Here is a 17,455-nt window from a genome sequence, read left to right on the forward strand (position 1 = left end):
GAACGCGAATTGAGATTTTTTTGAGTGGCAGGGAATGGTCGATAGCGGACTCGGCAGGCCTAAATCGGCCTGTCGAACGGCGGCCCACCGGTCGACGGCCCCGCCCCGGACCTGTCCGGGGCGGGGCTTTCTTTTCCGGAAACGCAAATACGCAACTCCGCAGCCGCTGCTCGCGAGGGACGTCGAGAAGCGATCGGCCATCCATCGACATGCAGGATCTGCCCGTGAAGTCCGCGCCCTCGAACAAGCGATCCAGGCTGAAAGTTTCCCTGCTGGCGGCGGCCACGGTCCTGGCGATCCCGACGGGCCACGCTGCCGAGCTGCGCCACGCATCCGGCCAGAAGATCAGCGGCCAGTACATCGTCGTGCTCAAGGATGATGCCGCCGCCCTGTCCAACGAACGCACCGCCCGGCCCAGGCCGAAGGCCGCGGCCGTGGCACAGGAGATGGCGCGCGCCCACGGTGCCCAGCTCAAGCACGCCTACAGCACCGTGCTGCGCGGCTTTGCGGTGAAGGCCAACGCGGCGTCGCTGAAGAAGCTGCTCGCCGATCCGCGCGTGGCCTACGTCGAGGAAGACGGCGTGGTCTACGCCGACGCCACCCAGTCCAACGCCACCTGGGGCATCGACCGCGTCGACCAGCGCGATCGCCCGCTCAGCGGGAGCTACACCTACGACACCACCGCCTCCTCGGTGCACGCCTACATCATCGACACCGGAATGCGCCTGACCCACTCGGAGTTTTCCGGCCGCGTCGGCAACGGCTACGACGCCGTCACCAGCGGCGGAAACGCCTCGGACTGCAACGGCCACGGCACCCACGTCGCCGGGACTGTCGGCGGCACCACCTGGGGCATCGCCAAGGGCGTGAAGCTGCATCCGGTGCGCGTGCTGGGTTGTAACGGCTCGGGCAGCAACTCAGGCGTCATCGCCGGTATGGACTGGGTCGCGAACAACCACATCAGCCCGGCCGTGGCCAACATGAGCCTGGGCGGTGGCGCCGATACCGCGACCGACGACGCCGTCGCGCGACTCACCGCCTCGGGTGTCACCGTGGCGGTGGCCGCGGGCAACGACAACGACAACGCCTGCAACTACTCGCCGGCGCGCGCCTCGTCGGCGATCACGGTCGGTTCCACCACCTCGTCCGACGCGCGTTCCTCGTTCTCCAACTACGGATCGTGCGTGGATATCTTCGCGCCGGGTTCGTCGATCACCTCGGCGTCCTACGGCAGCGATACCGGCAGCACCAGCATGAGTGGCACCTCGATGGCATCGCCGCACGTGGCCGGCGTCGCCGCGCTGTACCTGGCGACGAACCCGACCGCCACGCCCGCCCAGGTTGCCAATGCGCTGGCCAGCAATGCCTCGACCAACAAGGTCACCGATCCGGTGGGCTCGCCCAATCGCCTGCTGTACTCGCTGTCCGGTGGCGCCCCGGCCTGCAACAGCACCGGCGGCACGCTCGGCAACGGTGTCGCCTCCGGCAACCTGTGCGGCGCCACCGGCGCCCAGCTGCGATTTACGCTGACGGTTCCCGCCGGTGCGAGCGGCCTGAAGTTCGTCACCTCCGGCGGCAGCGGCGACGCCGACCTGTACGTGAAGTTCGGTTCACAGCCGTCGACGACCGCCTATGACTGCAAGTCCGACGGCAGCACCACGGCGGAAACCTGCAACATCGCCAGCGCCCAGGCCGGCACCTACTACGTACTGCTCAGCGCCTACGCGACCTTCAGCGGCACCAGCCTGACGGGCAGCTACAGCGCCGGTGGCGGCGGCACGGTGTCCGGCAGCAACACGAACAACTACACGATCGGCGACAACACCACGGTGGAAAGCCCGATCGCCATTTCCGCCACGGGCGCGGGTTCGTCGAGCGCCCAGGTCAGCGTGGACATCAAGCACGCCTACCGCGGCGACCTGCGCATCGACCTGGTCGCGCCGGATGGCACCACCTACCTGCTGAAGAACTACAGCAGCAGCGACAGCGCCGACAACGTGCTCGCGACGTACTCGGTGAACCTGTCCACCGAGCAGCGCAACGGCACGTGGAAGCTGCGCATCAGCGACAACGCCGCCAACGACACCGGCTACATCGATTCGTGGGTTCTCTCGCTCTGAGCAACTCCGCATTCGCGGATTGAACAGAGGACACGGACGTCCTGCATGGAAGCACGGGGCCCCGGCGCAAGTCGGGGCCTTTTTCATGTGCGGCGACTCGTGGCCTGGCGGAGCAAGCGCATTGCGATAGCCCCGTCGCAAGCGCCGGGGCAGGATCGCCCGTCGACGGCTGGGGCCGGCATTGCGGCCTATCCCGCGCGCTCCTGATCGTCGCTTGGTGCAGCGGCGCGGGTAGGCGTCGGGTAAACGAAACCGCGTCGGGTCCGTAACCCGCCAGCGTGCAGTGCCTGGTGTGCGGCCGCGGCGCGGCGCCACGACTTCATTCCAGCCGTCAATACACGACTGTCGTCAGCCGAATCCGATGCGGTCGCGTTGGCATCACGCGTGACCGTCATCGCTCTTTCCTCGCGCACACCTGCGTTGCAGTGCAGCGAAACCGCCCTGTACGCCGTCGAGCCGCGACGGAAATAGCCGGAATCGGGTGATGGCTGCCCGGTGAGCGCTCCGCCACTACCACGTAGTGATTGCGAACTCGTTTCAAAACCGGCGCTTCGTCCCGTTTAGAGGTCAATTTGAGAAGTTTTTGAGTGCGTCAACGAAGTTTCGATCGGTGGCGGCTGCGTACACCGGGAATCGTCGACGGCGGCCACCGATCGGCGCACCGGTCCGGATGCCCAGCACTGGAGCGGTTTCCTCTCGGGCCAGCAACGCAATTCCATCCGGCGCGAACGCCGGTTCCCACCCGTATGCAAGCCACAAGAGACAGGGGACACATCGTGAAGAAGTCGATCCAGGTTTCCATCCTCGCCACCGCCACCGCGATGGCCCTTTCCGCTTTCGCCGCGCCCGCGCTCGCCGGCCAGGTCAATCTCAGCGGCATGCGCGCCAACGAGAGCTATGACAAGTTCATCGTCCGCTACCGCGACGGTTCCGCGCAGCGCAAGGAGGTCGGCCAGGCGAAGGCAGCGCTGCAGCGCTCCGTCCAGGCCGGCGGCAGATCGGTCGTGCTGGGGTACCAGCGCCGCCTGGCGGTCGGTGCCGACCTGGTCAAGGCCAGTCGCAAGCTCGACCGCGTCGAGGCCGAAGCGCTGATGCGCGAAATCGCCGCCGATCCGCGCGTCGAATACGTCGAGCCGGACGTCATGCTGCACGCGCTGATGACGCCCAACGACAGCTATTACGCGAGCGAGCAGTGGCATTACTTCGAAACCACCGGCGGCATCCGCGCCGACCAGGCCTGGGACGTGAGCAATGGGTCGGGCGTGGTGGTCGCGGTGGTCGACACCGGCATCACCTCGCACAGTGACCTCAGCGCCAACGTCCTGCCCGGCTACGACTTCATCAGCGATTCGTGGAACGCGGGCGACGGTACCGGTCGCGATTCCAGCGCTGCGGATGCCGGCGATTTCCACGCCGCGGGCGATTGCGGCACCGGCGCGTCGGGGGGCAACTCGAGCTGGCACGGCACCCACGTCGCCGGCACCATCGCCGCCGTCTCCAACAACGCCAAGGGCGTGGCTGGCGTCGCGCACGGGGCGAAGATCGTGCCGGTGCGCGTGCTCGGCAAGTGCGGCGGTTCGCTCTCGGACATTGCTGACGGTGTCATCTGGGCAGCGGGCGGCAGCGTGAGCGGTGCACCGGCGAATGCCAATCCGGCCAAGGTCATCAACATGAGCATCGGTGGATCGGGCTCGTGCTCATCGACTTACCAGAACGCGATCAACACCGCCGTCAACCGCGGCACCACCGTGGTGGTCGCCGCAGGCAATGACAACGACGACGCGTCGTATTACCAGCCGGCCAGCTGTGCCAACGTGATCACGGTGGCGTCGACCGACCGCTATGGCAAGCGATCGGGCTTCTCCAACTACGGCAGCATGATCGACGTCGCCGCGCCGGGCAGCAACATCTTCTCGACCATCAACACCGGCACCACCACGCCGTCGACCGAGGGCTACAGCTACATGTCCGGCACCTCGATGGCGACGCCGCACGTGGTCGGCGTGGTCGCGCTGATGCAGTCCAAGGCCGGCGGCACGTTGACGCCGGCGCAGGTGCTCAGCACGCTCAAGAACACCCTGCGACCGTTCCCGGCCAGCATCGACCAGCCGATCGGCAACGGCATCATCAACGCCAAGGCCGCATTGGACGCGGTATCGGGTAGCAGCTGCACCAGCCAGTCTGGCGCGCTGGGCAATGGCGTGGCGAAGACCAACCTGTGCGGCGCGGCCGGCAGCGACCAGAGCTTCACGCTATCGGTCCCGGCCGGTGCGACCAATCTCAAGTTCGTCACCAGCGGCGGTTCGGGCGATGCGGATATCTACGTGCGGTACGGCAGCGCGCCGACCACCGCCACCTACGACTGCAAGTCCGACGGCAGCACCACGGCGGAGACCTGCAGCATCACCACGGCCCAGGCCGGCACCTACTACGTGCTCGTGCACGGTTACACCAGCTTCTCCGGTGTCAGCCTGACCGGCAGCTACACCGGTGGCGGCACCACGACCCAGACCTACAGCAACACCTCGGACTACACCATCAACGACAACGCCACGGTGGACAGTCCGGTCACCGTGTCCGGTCGCAGCGGCAACGCACCGGGCAACGCGTCGGTCAACGTGAACATCGTCCACACCTACCGTGGCGACCTGCGCGTGCAGCTGGTTGCGCCAGACGGCTCGCTGTACCTGCTGAAGGACTACAGCAGCAGTGACAGCGCCGACAACGTCAATGCCACCTACACGGTCAACGCTTCCAGCGAGTTGCTCAACGGCACCTGGAAGCTGCGCGTCACTGACAACGCAACCAACGATACCGGCTACATCAACAGCTGGTCGATTACCTTCTGACTTCTGCTTCAGCCAAGCCGATGCAAGCGAGCCCCCGGCCTGGTGCCGGGGGTTCTTCATTGCGGCGGGTGGCAAGGCGACGCCGGTTTTTTCAGGATGCGGCCGATCGGCGGCTCACCGATCTGGTAATCAGACTTGTCGTTGGTGGATCGTGTCGATCGTGCGGCCGGTGGATGCAGAGCTACGTCCACGGCGCGAAGGCAGGCTTGGGAACCGGTGCGCGGCTTGTCGATCACCGCGCCGTGATGCTCAATGCCACCGCTTCAGCGGCCTTGATGCCATCCACGCCCGCGGACAGGATGCCGCCGGCATAGCCCGCACCTTCGCCGGCGGGAAACAGTCCGCGTGTATTGAGACTGTGGCCGTCGCTGCCGCGCGTGATGCGCAGCGGCGACGAGGTACGCGTCTCGACGCCCGTCAGCACTGCATCGTGCATCGCGAAGCCGCGAATCTGCTTGTCGAACGCCGGCAACGCTTCGCGGACCGCGGCGATTGCGTAGTCGGGCAACGCATGGCCCAGGTCGCCCAGGCGTACGCCCGGTTTGTACGACGGCAGTACCGAGCCGAATTCCTTCGAAGCACGGCCGGCGAGGAAATCACCGACCAGCTGCCCCGGTGCTTCGTACTCGCCACCGCCAAGCACGAACGCACTGCTTTCCCAATGTCGCTGCAAGGCCACGCCCGCCAACGGCCCCTCGCCGTAGGGCGCGTAATCCTCGGGGGTGATCCCGACCACGATCCCGGCGTTGGCGTTGCGTTCGTTGCGCGAATACTGGCTCATGCCGTTGGTGACCACGCGCCCCGGCTCGCTCGCCGCCGCGACCACGGTGCCGCCCGGACACATGCAGAAGCTGTAGACGGAACGCCCGTTGCGGCAATGGTGCACGAGCTTGTAATCGGCCGCGCCGAGCAACGGATGCCCGGCTTGAGGACCGAAGCGCGCGGTATCGATCAGCGATTGCGGATGCTCGATGCGGAACCCGATCGAGAATGGTTTGGCTTCGAGGAACACGCCGCGTTGATGCAACATCGAGAACGTGTCGCGCGCGCTGTGCCCGAGCGCCATGACGACGTGGTCTGCACGCAGCTGTTCTCCGTTCGCCAACGTCACCCCGCGGACGTGACGCGTGCCGGCGGCATCGGTTTCGACCAGCAGGTCATCGACGCGATGCGAAAAGCGGATTTCGCCGCCCAGTGACTCGATGGTCGCGCGCATGTGCTCGACCATCGACACCAGCCGGAACGTGCCGATATGCGGCTTGCTGACGACCTCGATTTCCTCCGGCGCGCCGGCCAGCACGAATTCACGCAGCACTTTGCGCCCGTGGTGCAGCTTGTCGCCGATCTGGCTGTGCAGCTTGCCGTCGGAGAACGTGCCGGCCCCACCCTCGCCGAACTGCACGTTCGATTCCGGATTGAGCACTTTCTTCCGCCACAATCCCCACGTGTCCTTCGTGCGCTCGCGCACCTCCTTGCCACGCTCCAGGATGATCGGCCGGAAGCCCATCTGTGCAAGCACCAGCCCCGCGAACAACCCGCACGGGCCCATCCCAACCACGATCGGACGCAGTGGCAGGTTGTCCGGTGCGCGCGTGACGAACTTGTACGTCGTATCCGGTGTCGGCATGACGTGATGCGGCGTGTCCGTTTCCTGCAGCCGCCGCAGCAATTCCGCTTCGCGCGGCGTCTCCACGTCCACCGAGTAGATCAGTACGATCGCCCCGCGCTTGCGCGCGTCGTAGCTGCGCTTGGCGACGGTGAAACCGGTCAGTTCGTCAGTAGCTATGCCGAGCCGCGCCAGGACTGCGTCGCGCAGCGCGGACTCCGGGTGGTCGAGTGGGAGTTTGAGGTCGGTGAGGCGGAGCATGGCGGGTCCCATTTCGATGCGGCATTTTAGGCAGGGGCCGGGCACCGACGTCGATTATGGCGTGGCCGTTCCCGATTCCGCGACGTCGAGGTGATTTGACGTCAGCACAAGTGCGCTGGGTTCGGCATTTCAGGGCTGTGCGGCGACTGCGCGAAGCCGCCACCGCGCGTTCGCCTCGTAGCGGCGTCAGCCGCCGAGGATCGCCGCCAGCGCAACCGCGTTGTTGCGTTCGACATCGCGCGCGGCGAACAGCAGCGTCACGCGTCCGCCACCCATCAGTCCGCGCAGTTCCTCCAGCGCCGTGCTTCCCGTCAGTTCCGCCGCGTACGCCGCGCGGAATTCCTCCCACAGGGCCGGTTGTGCGTGGTAACGACGGCGCAGCGCGTCGCTGGGCGCGACGTCCTTCATCCAGCGATCCACGCGCGCCTTGTCCTTGCTGATTCCGCGCGGCCACAACCGGTCCACGAGGATGCGCAGGCCGTCATCGTCCGCGGCTGCGTCGTACACGCGCTTGAGCCGCGGCGCCGCCACGTCAGATCGCTTCGAAACGGTTGGCCGCGACGTTCTTGCGCACCTTGCGCGGATCCCACACGCGGCCGTTCATCGCGATGTACACGCCCGGCGGCAGCGATTGCACCGCGCCGACCGCGCAACCGACGTTGAACTCGGCATCCGAGCCGCGGAAACGCGCCGGACTCAGTGCGCCGGTGAGGACGATGGTCTTGTCGGTAAGGCTGGCCAGCACCTGCGCGGTTTCCACCATCGTGTCGGTGCCGTGGGTGACCAGGATGTGCGCCGCGGGTTGCGCGGCAATGGCGGCGCGGATCAGTTCGCGGTCCTGCTCCGTGATATGCAGCGAGTCCTTGCGGATGATCGGGATCACGCTGAACTCGAAGGCGACACCGAGTTCGCGCAGGATGCTGCCGATCTGCGGTTCGCCGATCTGGTAGTCGGACTTGTCGTCGAAGTAGATCTTGTCGATCGTGCCGCCGGTAGTGACGACGCAGAGCTTGTCCATGGCGTGAAGGCTGCCTGTGGGGGAATGGGACGAATTGTAGGGCGGGCCTTGGCCCGCCGTCGCCCGGGGGACAGGCTGCGTGCGGCGGGAACCGGTGCCCCCCAGTGGGTCGCCACCAACTGGCCTGATCGAGTGGGTGAAGCGGCTGGCGATCGGATTGGGGATGCGGGTTGCGATGCGGCGACGGCGTCGAGACCCGCCCTACGGCTTCTTCGCGAACCGTGCGCGCATCCCCGGCAGGCTGGCGGCAAAGACCACTATCAGCGCCAGTACGATCTCCAGCGTGGCGAACATGCGTTCGGGCGCGCGCGACCAAGCGACCATGATGCCGTGGCTGAACCATCCCAACGCCAGCACGCCCGACCAGAAGCCGGCCTGCCGCCAGCCGCGCAGCGCGGCCAGCGCGAGCAGCGCGGGCGGCGCCGCGAACACCACCAGCGCGGCCGTCGAATCATTGCCGAACCAGAACAGGAACAGCCCGACCAGCGCGACCAGCACCGCAACCAGTACGCGACGCGAATTCCGCACGAAAGCAGCGACGTCGCCCGTGCTCTTGCCGGCTTCGCCCTTGCCGGTCCCGCTCATGCCAGCTTCCTCGCGATCGTGGCAACGCGACGCCCCAGCGCACGTGCCAGCACGGCTTCGTCGTCGCTGGGTTGCGGGTCGTCCTTCAATCCGGAGACGTGGCTGGCGCCGTAGGGCGTACCGCCCGATTGCGTGGTGTTGAGCGCGGCCTCGGTGTACGGAATGCCGACCAGCACGCAGCCGTGGTGCAGCAGCGGGACCTGCATCGACAGCAGGGTGGCTTCGTTGCCGCCGTGCATCGTTGCGGTCGAGGTGAACACCCCCGCGGGCTTGCCGACCAGCGTGCCGCTCGCCCACTGGCTGCCGAGGCCATCGATGAAATGCTTGAGCGGCGCGGCCATGTTGCCGAAGCGGGTCGGACTGCCGAGCACCAGGCCCACGCATTCCTCCAGGTCGCTGGCCTCCACGTAAGGCGCACCTTCGTCCGGCACCGGTGGCGCCGCCTGCTGCGTCACCGCGGCGACGGGAGGCACCGTCCGCAGGCGCGCCTGCATGCCTTCCACCTCGCCGATGCCGCGCGCGATCTGCCGCGCCAGGCGCGCGACGGAGCCGCCACGGCTGTAGTAGAGGACGAGGACTTCGGGCATCGCGCGGGCTCCATCAGGGCAGATCCATCGGAGCGGATCCATCAGGGCGGACAGGATACGCGGCCCGACTGCGGACGCCCACGCACGAGCGCAGCACACGCGGTGCCGACGCCTCGCGTGACAGGCCGTGGTGCCATGTCCCAGTAAGCATGAGGCATCCGATCCGGATACCCCATCGCCAGACCCTATCGGGTACCCTGCGGCCGATGGAGCCCCTCGATACTCTCAATCGCTGGACCGACCGCATCCGCGATCGCGCGCGGGTCAAGACGTTCTTCCGCTTCCTGGCCAAGCGCTTCCTCGACGACCGCCTGTTCCAGGCGGCGGGTGCGCTGTCGTACACCACGGTGTTCGCGCTGGTGCCGCTGTCGATGGTGGTGTTCGGGGTGCTGTCGGCGTTCCCCGTGTTCGGCGTGTGGAGCGATCGGCTCAGCGACTACATCTTCGCCAACTTCGTGCCGTCGGCGGCGCGTTCGGTGGAGACCTACCTCAAGCAGTTTTCCGCCAATGCCGGCCAGCTCACCACGGCTGGCGTGATCGCGCTGGTGGTGTCGCTGCTGATCACGCTCAACAGTATCGAAACCACCTTCAACCGCATCTGGCGCGTGCAGGCCGCGCGGCCGAAGTTTGGCCGGTTCCTGGTGTACTGGACCGTGTTCACGCTCGGTGCGCTGATGGCGGCGGCGAGCCTCGCCATCTCCGCGCGTTTCTTCGCGCTGGCAGTGTTCCAGACCGCTGCGGGCAGCCTGCTGCAGGGCGCGATGCTGCAGGTTGCGCCGATGCTCATCGAGATGGCCGCGGTCGCGGCGATCTACAAGGTCGTGCCACACCGCACGATCCAGTGGCGCCACGCGGTCGCTGGCGCGTTCCTGGCGACGATGGTGTTCGAGTCGGTGAAGTGGGGGCTGGGCCTGTACCTGGCGAGCTTCGGGTCGTATTCGAAGATCTACGGCACGCTCGCCGCGGTGCCGATCTTCCTGCTGTGGATCTATCTCAGCTGGGTGTCGGTGTTGCTGGGTGCGTCGCTGGCGTCGTCGATCTCCGCTTTCCGCTACCAGCCCGCCGCGATGCGACTGCCGCTCGGCTACGAGATGTATGGCCTGATTCGCCTGCTGGCCCGTTTCAACGAAGCCCGCAAGCGCGGCCGTGGCCTGCACAGCGACCAGATCCAGCAGATCGAACCCATGCTCACCGACGCGCTGGTGCAGCAGATGCTCGCGCAGTTGTCGGACATCAACGTGGTGCGCCGTGCCGAGGATGGTGAGTGGCTGCTGGCGCGCGACCTCGACGATCTCACGATGGCCGACCTGTACGAAGCCTGCCAGCTGCGCATCCCGATTGCCGAAGCCCACCTGCCGTGCCGCGAGGATTCACTCGGCCACGCAGCCGTGGAAGCGATCGACGAACTGCGCGTGCCGCTGCGCGCGCTGCTCAAGCGTCGCGTCTCCACCATCCACGCCGATCACGAGGATTGACCATGCCCCTGCGTTATTTCGCCCTGCTGCTGCCCGTCGCGTTGTTATTCGCGGCCTGCAAGCGCACGCAGGAGGCGCCCGCGCAGCCGGCGACGCCTGCCGCCACGACGGCGCAACCGGCGCCGCCCGCAGGACAGCACGCGCCGCAGTCGATGGATGCCGACATGCCCGCGCTGCGCGTCGCCACCATCGACGGCAAGCAATTCGACCTGGCGCAGCATCGCGGCAAGTGGGTGGTGGTGAATTTCTGGGCCACCTGGTGCCGCCCCTGCGTCGCCGAAATGCCCGACCTGTCCGCGCTCGACACGATGCGCGAACACATCGAAGTGATCGGCCTGGCCTACGACGATTCCGAGCCCAAGGACATCAAGGCGTTCCTGAAGGAACATCCTGTCGCCTATCCGATCGCGATCGTCGATACGTCCGAGCCGCCGGCATCGTTCGCCACGCCACGCGGGTTGCCGACGACCTACCTGATCGGTCCGGACGGCAAGCTGGTGAAGAAATTCATGGGCCCGATCTCGGCAAAGGAAATCGAAGGCGTGATTGCCACCGCCGGCGGTCCGAAGGCGGGCTGAGCATGCTTGCCAGGGCCCGCTTCATGAGCATGGCTTCATGAGCAGGCCGTTCGAGCATCGCATTCGCAGATGCGTCGCGGGGGTCCCATGACCGTGGCCGCGCGTTTCATCGTCAAGGGCAAGGTGCAGGGCGTTTGGTTCCGCGCCAGCACCCGCGAGCAGGCCGATGCGCTGGGCCTGCGTGGACATGCGCGCAACCTCGCCGATGGCAGCGTCGAAGTGTTGGCCGTTGGCGAACCTGCCGCCATCGACCAGTTGGCCCGATGGCTGCAGCGCGGGCCGCCCATGGCGCGCGTCGATGACGTTGAGCGCAGCGATATCGATCCTCGCGATGCTGCGGCCGGCGACGCCGACGGTTTCGACATCGCATAGCGGTCGACTGCTTCCGCCTATCGCGCCGGCCGGCGACTGCGAGCTGACCGGGAGTCCGGATCGGAAATAGGATCTCGCGCGGAACGCCGGTGCCAACCGCACATCACTTCGCGGCGAACGCAGCGAATCCAGCAACAAACGCCGCGAGCTGCTGGCGCGTCGCGTCATCCTGCAGCCCACCCTGCGCGTCGAATGCCTGTCCCGCGCGCGACAGCATCAGCCGGCCGCCGGACCAGTGACGCGTGCCGAGCGTCTTGAGTACCGGCAACCACATGTTCTGCGACAGGATGGTGCCGAAGCCCCCCGGCGATGCGCCCATCACCGCGAACGGACGGTTGCCGAACACGCGCGGGATGTCGCTGCCGGGACGCGACAACCAGTCGATCGCGTTCTTGAACACGCCCGGGATGCCGTTGTTGTACTCCGGCGTCACCAGCAGCACGCCGTCGCTGGCGATGATCCGGTCCTTCAGGGCGACCACGGCCGGCGGCAGGCCGTCGCGCGCTTCGGCGTCGCCGTCGTAGAGCGGGATGCCATGCAACGTGGCGATGTCCAGCTGCACGTCAGCGGTCGCGACCGATTGCGCGACGCGCAGCAGCGCGGTGTTGAAGGAGGCAGCACGCAGGCTGCCGGAGATGCCGAGGATTCTTGTCATGGGGTTTCCTAGGTGTTGATGCGGTCCTGTTGGCCCGGGAAGTTCGTCATCCCGAGCGCAGCGAGGGATCTGCTATTCCGCCGCGAAAACAGATCCCTCGCTACGCTCGGGATGACATCTGAATTGTCCGGAGGCGAACGCCGAGGCCAGGTAGAGGCCCGAGCCGGAACTGAAGTTGAGGGCGATGCAGATTCAAGCAGTCTTGTTCTTGCAGTCTTGGCATCGCGCTTCAACCCGTGAGCGCCGTATCAATGCGCACGTCACCCACCAGCACGTTGTGGATCGGACACGCATTGGCGATCTGCAGCAGCCGCCCACGTTGTTCTTCGCTCAGATCGCCCTGCAGCACGATGCGCCGGGTGATGTCGGTGCCGCTCGACGGCTTGCCTGCCGGGTTGAACTGCAATTCGACCTGCACGCCGGTCAGCGGCCACTGCTTGCGCGTGGCGTACATCTGCAGCGTGATCACCGTGCATGCGCCTAGGCTCGACAGCAGCAGCCGCGTGGGGTCGGGGCCCAGGTTGGCGCCGCCCTTGTCGGCGGGCTCGTCACCCAACCAGCTGTGCGCAAGGTCGTCGGTAAGGGTGACGGTGTGGTGCGTCGTGCCGCTGCTGGCGTAAACGGTGCTCATGCTCGCTGTTTCTCCCATGGATGGTCAGGCGCCGCGTTCACTGGTGATCACCGCACCTTCGCGCATCGCTTTCGTCACCGGCGTGTTGGCGACGATCTCCAGCAATCGACCCCACTGTTCGTCGCTGAGCGGCTGGTCGGAATGCAGGGTCCGGTGCACGTGCACCTTGCCGTCGTCGTCGAAGCTCAACGCCAGCTCCGCGCGGAATTCGCCCAGGTTCCAGCCTTTCTTTTCGGCGTACATGCGCAGCGTGATCGCGGTGCAGGCCGACAGCGAAGCCAGGTAGTAGTCGAAGGGCGCCGGTGCCTGGCCCTGGCCACCGAGCGCCTTGGGCTCGTCGGTGTCCAGGTCGAAATGGCCGACGTGGATGTGGTGCAGATAGTGGGTGTCGGTGGACAGCACCGAGGCGATGTTGACCTTCTTCATGGCGACTCCTGCGCAGGGCGCTGCCTGCGAAGCTACGCGATCGGAATGCTGCAGGGAATGCGGCGGCGACGCGACGACCCGTCGCGTCGGGGCGTGGTGCCACGCGCGAGCAGCGCCGGCCCGAACGGACCGGCGCTTGCGGACTACTGCATCTGGCCGAACTTGCCGCCGTTGAAGTCGGCGATCGCCTGCGCGATCTGCGCCTGGCTGTTCATCACGAACGGCCCATAACCCACCACCGGCTCGTCGATCGGCTCACCGGCCAGGAGCAGCAGCTTGGCGTCGTTGTTGGCTTCGATCGCAACGCCGGTGCCGTCGGTGGACAGCGTCGCCATCTGCTTCTCGCGCAGCACGGTGCCGTTGACCTCCACGGTGCCGGCCAGCACCACCACCTGCACGGTCCAGCCTTCTTCCTGCGGCAATTGCACGGTCTTGCCCGCATTCACGCGCACGTCCCAGACGTTCATCGGCGAGAACGTGCTGGCCGGACCTTCGAAGCCCTCGAACGTCCCCGCGATCACCCGCACGCGGCCGGCGTCATCGGCCAGCGGCACCGCCGGGATCCGCGCATCGGTGATGCCCTGGTAGCCGGGCTTCGCCATCTTGTCCTTGGCGGGCAGGTTGACCCACAGCTGCACCATCTCGAACGGGCCGCCGCGTTCGGCGTACCCGCGCGAATGAAACTCTTCGTGGAGGATGCCGGCGCCCGCAGTCATCCACTGCACGTCGCCGGGTCCGATCACCCCGCCATTGCCGGTGGAGTCGCGGTGCTCGACTTCGCCGTCGTAAACAATCGTGACGGTCTCGAAGCCGCGGTGCGGATGCTGGCCGACGCCGCGCCGGTGCGGGGTGGGATCGAACTGCGTGGGAGCCGCGTAGTCGAGCATCAGGAACGGGCTGCGCTGGGGCACGTCCGGACCGCTGTAGCCGAACATCCCGTGCACCGGGAAACCGTCGCCCACCCAATGCCGGTTGGGCGCGCTGTGGGTGGAAATGACCTTCTTCATGGCTTGCTCCAGAAATGGGACCGGGGTGTTCCGGATTGGCGACAACTCTATTTCCGGGACGAACTGCCCGGTAGCCGGCATAATTCAGTCAGATCGTCCTGCTGGGTGAACGATGAAGGACCTCAACGACCTCTACTACTTCGTCCAGGTGGTCGACCACGCGGGGTTCGCCCCGGCCGGTCGGGCGCTGGGCGTGCCCAAGTCCAAGCTGAGCCGGCGCATCGCACTGCTCGAGGAAAGGCTGGGAGTCCGGCTGATCCAGCGTTCGACCCGGCGCTTCGCGGTCACCGAACTCGGCCAGACCTACTACACCCACGCCCGGGCGATGCTGGTCGAAGCCGACGCCGCCGAAGATGCGATCCGCCGCGCCCATGCCGAGCCACGCGGCGTGGTCCGCCTGTCGTGTCCGGTGACCCTGCTCGATGCCAGCGTCGGGCCGATGCTGGCCGATTTCCTGCGCGACTATCCGCTGGTCGAGCTGCACCTGGACGCCACCAACCGGCGCGTGGACGTGATCGGCGAGGGCCTGGACCTGGCGCTGCGCGTGCGGCCGCCGCCGCTGGAGGATTCGGAACTGGTGCTGCGCGTGCTGGCCGAGCGTCGGCAATGCCTGGTCGCCAGTCCCGCCCTGCTGGCGGCAATGGGCGCACCCGCGACCCCGGCCGAGCTGATGCGCCTGCCGAGCATGGAACTGGGCCTGCCGCAGAACCAGCACCTCTGGGACCTCCACGGTCCGCAGGGCGCGCACATGGCGATCCACCACCAGCCGCGACTGGTCACCCGCGGCATGTCTACGCTGCGCGACGCCGCGCTCGCCGGTGTCGGCGTGGTGCAGCTCCCGAAGATGGTGACGGGCGAGTACATGGAACGCGGCGAACTGGTGCACGTGCTGCCGGGATGGGCGCCGCGCAGCGAGATCATCCATCTGGTCTATGCATCGCGGCGTGGCCTGTTGCCGGCAGTGCGGACGCTGATCGATTTCCTGGTGGCGCGGTTTGCGGCGTTGCCGGACGACTAGGGTGTTGAGGCTTCGCTGATCCGGCTCGTCATTCCCGCGAAGGCGGGAATCGCTTTGGACCGATCTGCATTGTGCTGTCGGTGCAGTGGCGGAAGCGGCTGGTGGTGGGTTGTGGGGTGGTGGGCACGTCGGCGGCGGGTCGAGACCCGCCCTACGCGGCGACCGCAATTTCGATGCGGGGATGCGGCGGTGACCCACTGCGCCGCAGAAAGCCAAGCCGCTTGACCGAGGCCTCACCCCGATGGGTGCAGGCGGCGAATGGCTGTCCTCTCGGCGAATACGCGCGCGTTCAGCTGGTTGCGATCGGCGGAATCCGCCGGTCACGTCCGCGCGGTCGCCGCGCGGCCACTTCGCCCAGGAGGCCGTCATGAAACGAGTGAACGCGTGGTGCTTGTCGCTGCTGATTGTCCTGTCTGCATTCCCGGCAATGGCGCAGCAGCGCCCCTACACGGAAGGGGGCGTAACCATCGTCACTTCCGTCAAGATCGTGGATGGCCAGTTCGAGAACTACATGGAGTTCCTCGGCCAGAACTGGCGTCGGGTCATGGAAGAGTCCAAGGCTGCCGGCATCGTCACCGAGTACCACGTCTACGGCGCGCAAGCCCACAACCCCAACGAGCCGGACATGTACCTGGTGGTGAGCTACCCGAACATGGCGGCGTTCGATGGCATGACCGAGAAGATGGAACCGATCATGGCCAAGGTCATGAAGATGAACTACAAGCAGGCCGACGAAGCCTCGGGCAAGCGCGTGGTGATGCGCAACCTCATGGGCGAGATGATGGTCCGGGAGCTTGTGTTCAAGTAATTGCGCGGCAGGCGGTGTTGTCCGGCACGGGATTCGCGCTGCAAGCGGAGGGTGGTGCGATCAGGTCGACCCGGTGATGCACAAGCCCGCCGATGGCGGGCTTGTCGCTGTGAAAGGCAATCGGTTCCCGCTATTGCGGGGATGACGGAAGAGCTCCGGAAGTCCGGGCAAATCAGATGTCGTCCCGAGCGCGGCGAGGGATCTGCTGTTTCGCTTTGAAAAACAGATCCCTCGCTGCGCTCGGGATGACAGCGTAAGGACTTGTTCGGAGTTCCTCAGGGACGCCCGGGACACCGTCCTATCCCGGCTCGCCGTCTGGTGCTGCACCATGCAAATGCACTGCAAGCCACAGCGCACCCTGCGACGCGCCCAGCATCTTGTGCGGCACGCCGGCGGCCAGGAACAGGTAGTCGCCCGACTGCAGCTGCACTGACGCGCCGTCGACTTCGAGCACGGCATCGCCCTGCAGCAACACCACCCATTCGTCCTGCGCTTGCACGTACTCGTCCTGTCCCGGCGTGCCGGAGGTGAGGATCCGTTCGATCACCAGGTTGCGATGGGACAGCAGGGTCTCGAAGCGCTCGCCCTGCGCAGGCGCGCTGGCGTCGGCGAACAGGTTGCCCCGATGCATGGCGGTGGGGCGTCAGCGCGGGCGTTGGCGCGATTGCGTCGACGCCTGGTCCGACACGCGGATCGGCTTGAGCACACCGAAGCGTTCCTTCTTCGGCTTGCCCTGCAACGGTTCGAACGCGATCTTCGCCGGCGGCACCTTGGTGTCGGGCACGCGCGACAGCAGGTCGCGGATCAACGCGAGGCGACCGCGCTTCTGCTCGTTGAAATCCACCAGGCGCCACGGCGCGTGCGTGGTGTGCGTGGCCTTGAGCATTGCCTCGCGGGCGCGGGTGTAGTCCTCGTAATGCTTGTGCGCATCGACGTCGATCGGCGAGAGTTTCCAGCGCTTGAGCGGATCCTTGAGGCGTTCGGCGAAGCGTTCTTCCTGTTCTTCCTGGTCGCAGCACAGCCAGTACTTGAACAGCAGGATGCCGTCGTCCACCAGCATCTTCTCGAAGATCGGCGCCTGCTGCAGGAAAGTCTTGACCTGCGCTTCGCTGGCGAACCCCATCACCTTCTCGACGCCGGCGCGGTTGTACCAGCTGCGGTCGAACAGGACCATCTCGCCGGCACAGGGCAGGTGGGCGGCATAGCGCTGGAAATACCATTGCGTGCTTTCGCGCTCGGTCGGCTTGGGCAGCGCGACCACGCGGCAGGTGCGCGGATTCATGTGTTCGGCGATGGCGTTGATCACGCCGCCCTTGCCCGCGGTGTCGCGGCCTTCGAAGATCACCACCATGCGCTTGCCGCTGTGCTGCAGCCAGCGCGCCATCGCGACCAGCTCGTGCTGCAGCTTTTCGACCTGGGCTTCGTAGTCCTTGCGCTTCAACTTGGCCATGTGGCTTCC

Annotated in this window: 17 protein-coding genes and 2 pseudogenes; 8 read left to right on the forward strand and 11 right to left on the reverse strand. The window is 66.6% G+C overall.

Annotation, left to right across the window (positions count from 1 at the left end; translation table 11 throughout):
* Positions 1-224: 224 nt before the first annotated feature.
* The 3 genes and pseudogenes from ACYVD7_RS10715 to ACYVD7_RS10725 all read left to right on the forward strand — a co-directional run.
* Positions 225-2,120 (forward strand): S8 family serine peptidase, encoded by a 1,896-nt coding sequence (locus ACYVD7_RS10715; protein WP_460762818.1) that lies wholly within the window; start codon positions 225-227, stop codon positions 2,118-2,120.
* A gap of 746 nt (positions 2,121-2,866) precedes the next feature.
* Positions 2,867-4,606: pseudogene (locus tag ACYVD7_RS10720) on the forward strand (S8 family peptidase); the annotation flags it as partial.
* 132 nt (positions 4,607-4,738) lie between these two features.
* Positions 4,739-4,969, forward strand: a pseudogene (locus tag ACYVD7_RS10725) (proprotein convertase P-domain-containing protein); the annotation flags it as partial.
* Positions 4,970-5,201: 232 nt separating this feature from the next.
* On the opposite strand, the gene ACYVD7_RS10730 reads toward ACYVD7_RS10725, so the two are convergent.
* The 5 genes from ACYVD7_RS10730 to wrbA form a co-directional block, all read right to left on the reverse strand.
* Complete coding sequence (locus ACYVD7_RS10730) at positions 5,202-6,836, reverse strand: NAD(P)/FAD-dependent oxidoreductase (RefSeq protein WP_460762820.1); 1,635 nt, start codon at positions 6,834-6,836, stop codon at positions 5,202-5,204.
* Between the two features lie 186 nt (positions 6,837-7,022).
* Complete coding sequence (locus ACYVD7_RS10735) at positions 7,023-7,367, reverse strand: DUF488 domain-containing protein (protein WP_460762822.1); 345 nt, start codon at positions 7,365-7,367, stop codon at positions 7,023-7,025.
* Position 7,368: 1 nt separating this feature from the next.
* Positions 7,369-7,854, reverse strand: a complete 486-nt coding sequence (locus tag ACYVD7_RS10740) for an asparaginase domain-containing protein (protein ID WP_460762825.1) — start codon at positions 7,852-7,854, stop codon at positions 7,369-7,371.
* Between the two features lie 201 nt (positions 7,855-8,055).
* On the reverse strand, positions 8,056-8,439 hold the full coding sequence (locus tag ACYVD7_RS10745) for a DUF2069 domain-containing protein (RefSeq protein WP_460762828.1): 384 nt from the start codon (positions 8,437-8,439) through the stop codon (positions 8,056-8,058).
* A complete protein-coding gene (gene wrbA, locus ACYVD7_RS10750) occupies positions 8,436-9,026 on the reverse strand; it encodes an NAD(P)H:quinone oxidoreductase (protein ID WP_460762831.1) in 591 nt (196 codons plus the stop codon). The genes ACYVD7_RS10745 and wrbA overlap by 4 nt, the downstream gene beginning before the upstream one ends.
* A gap of 206 nt (positions 9,027-9,232) precedes the next feature.
* On the opposite strand from wrbA, the gene ACYVD7_RS10755 reads away from it, so the two are divergent.
* The 3 genes from ACYVD7_RS10755 (at position 9,233) to ACYVD7_RS10765 (ending at position 11,451) form a co-directional block, all read left to right on the forward strand.
* Complete coding sequence (locus ACYVD7_RS10755; protein ID WP_460762834.1) at positions 9,233-10,501, forward strand: YihY family inner membrane protein; 1,269 nt, start codon at positions 9,233-9,235, stop codon at positions 10,499-10,501.
* 2 nt (positions 10,502-10,503) lie between these two features.
* On the forward strand, positions 10,504-11,079 hold the full coding sequence (locus tag ACYVD7_RS10760) for a TlpA family protein disulfide reductase (protein WP_460762837.1): 576 nt from the start codon (positions 10,504-10,506) through the stop codon (positions 11,077-11,079).
* 87 nt (positions 11,080-11,166) lie between these two features.
* The gene (locus ACYVD7_RS10765) at positions 11,167-11,451 is read left to right on the forward strand and encodes an acylphosphatase (RefSeq protein ID WP_460762840.1); all 285 of its coding nucleotides are present in this window, start codon (positions 11,167-11,169) and stop codon (positions 11,449-11,451) included.
* Positions 11,452-11,554: 103 nt separating this feature from the next.
* Here ACYVD7_RS10765 and ACYVD7_RS10770 read toward each other — a convergent pair whose 3' ends face one another.
* The 4 genes from ACYVD7_RS10770 to ACYVD7_RS10785 form a co-directional block, all read right to left on the reverse strand.
* Positions 11,555-12,106: an NADPH-dependent FMN reductase gene (locus ACYVD7_RS10770; RefSeq protein ID WP_460762843.1), complete on the reverse strand. Its 552-nt coding sequence runs from the start codon at positions 12,104-12,106 to the stop codon at positions 11,555-11,557.
* A gap of 229 nt (positions 12,107-12,335) precedes the next feature.
* Complete coding sequence (locus ACYVD7_RS10775) at positions 12,336-12,737, reverse strand: OsmC family protein (protein ID WP_460762845.1); 402 nt, start codon at positions 12,735-12,737, stop codon at positions 12,336-12,338.
* Between the two features lie 24 nt (positions 12,738-12,761).
* Positions 12,762-13,163, reverse strand: a complete 402-nt coding sequence (locus ACYVD7_RS10780) for an OsmC family protein (protein WP_460762848.1) — start codon at positions 13,161-13,163, stop codon at positions 12,762-12,764.
* 143 nt (positions 13,164-13,306) lie between these two features.
* Positions 13,307-14,170 carry a pirin family protein gene (locus ACYVD7_RS10785; RefSeq protein ID WP_460762851.1) on the reverse strand — a complete coding sequence of 288 codons (864 nt, stop codon included), beginning with the start codon at positions 14,168-14,170 and terminating at the stop codon, positions 13,307-13,309.
* Between the two features lie 112 nt (positions 14,171-14,282).
* Between ACYVD7_RS10785 and ACYVD7_RS10790 the strand changes: the two genes are divergently transcribed.
* Both ACYVD7_RS10790 and ACYVD7_RS10795 read left to right on the forward strand, forming a co-directional pair.
* Positions 14,283-15,188: a LysR family transcriptional regulator gene (locus ACYVD7_RS10790; protein ID WP_460762853.1), complete on the forward strand. Its 906-nt coding sequence runs from the start codon at positions 14,283-14,285 to the stop codon at positions 15,186-15,188.
* Positions 15,189-15,555: 367 nt separating this feature from the next.
* A complete protein-coding gene (locus ACYVD7_RS10795; RefSeq protein ID WP_460762855.1) occupies positions 15,556-15,996 on the forward strand; it encodes a hypothetical protein in 441 nt (146 codons plus the stop codon).
* A gap of 298 nt (positions 15,997-16,294) precedes the next feature.
* On the opposite strand, the gene ACYVD7_RS10800 is transcribed toward ACYVD7_RS10795, so the two are convergent.
* Positions 16,295-16,627, reverse strand: coding sequence for a cupin domain-containing protein (locus tag ACYVD7_RS10800; protein ID WP_460762857.1), 333 nt, complete (start codon positions 16,625-16,627; stop codon positions 16,295-16,297).
* A 12-nt stretch (positions 16,628-16,639) separates the two neighbouring features.
* On the reverse strand, positions 16,640-17,446 hold the full coding sequence (gene ppk2, locus ACYVD7_RS10805; RefSeq protein ID WP_460762859.1) for a polyphosphate kinase 2: 807 nt from the start codon (positions 17,444-17,446) through the stop codon (positions 16,640-16,642).
* Positions 17,447-17,455 lie beyond the last annotated feature (9 nt).

Source organism: Lysobacter fragariae (assembly GCF_054779775.1).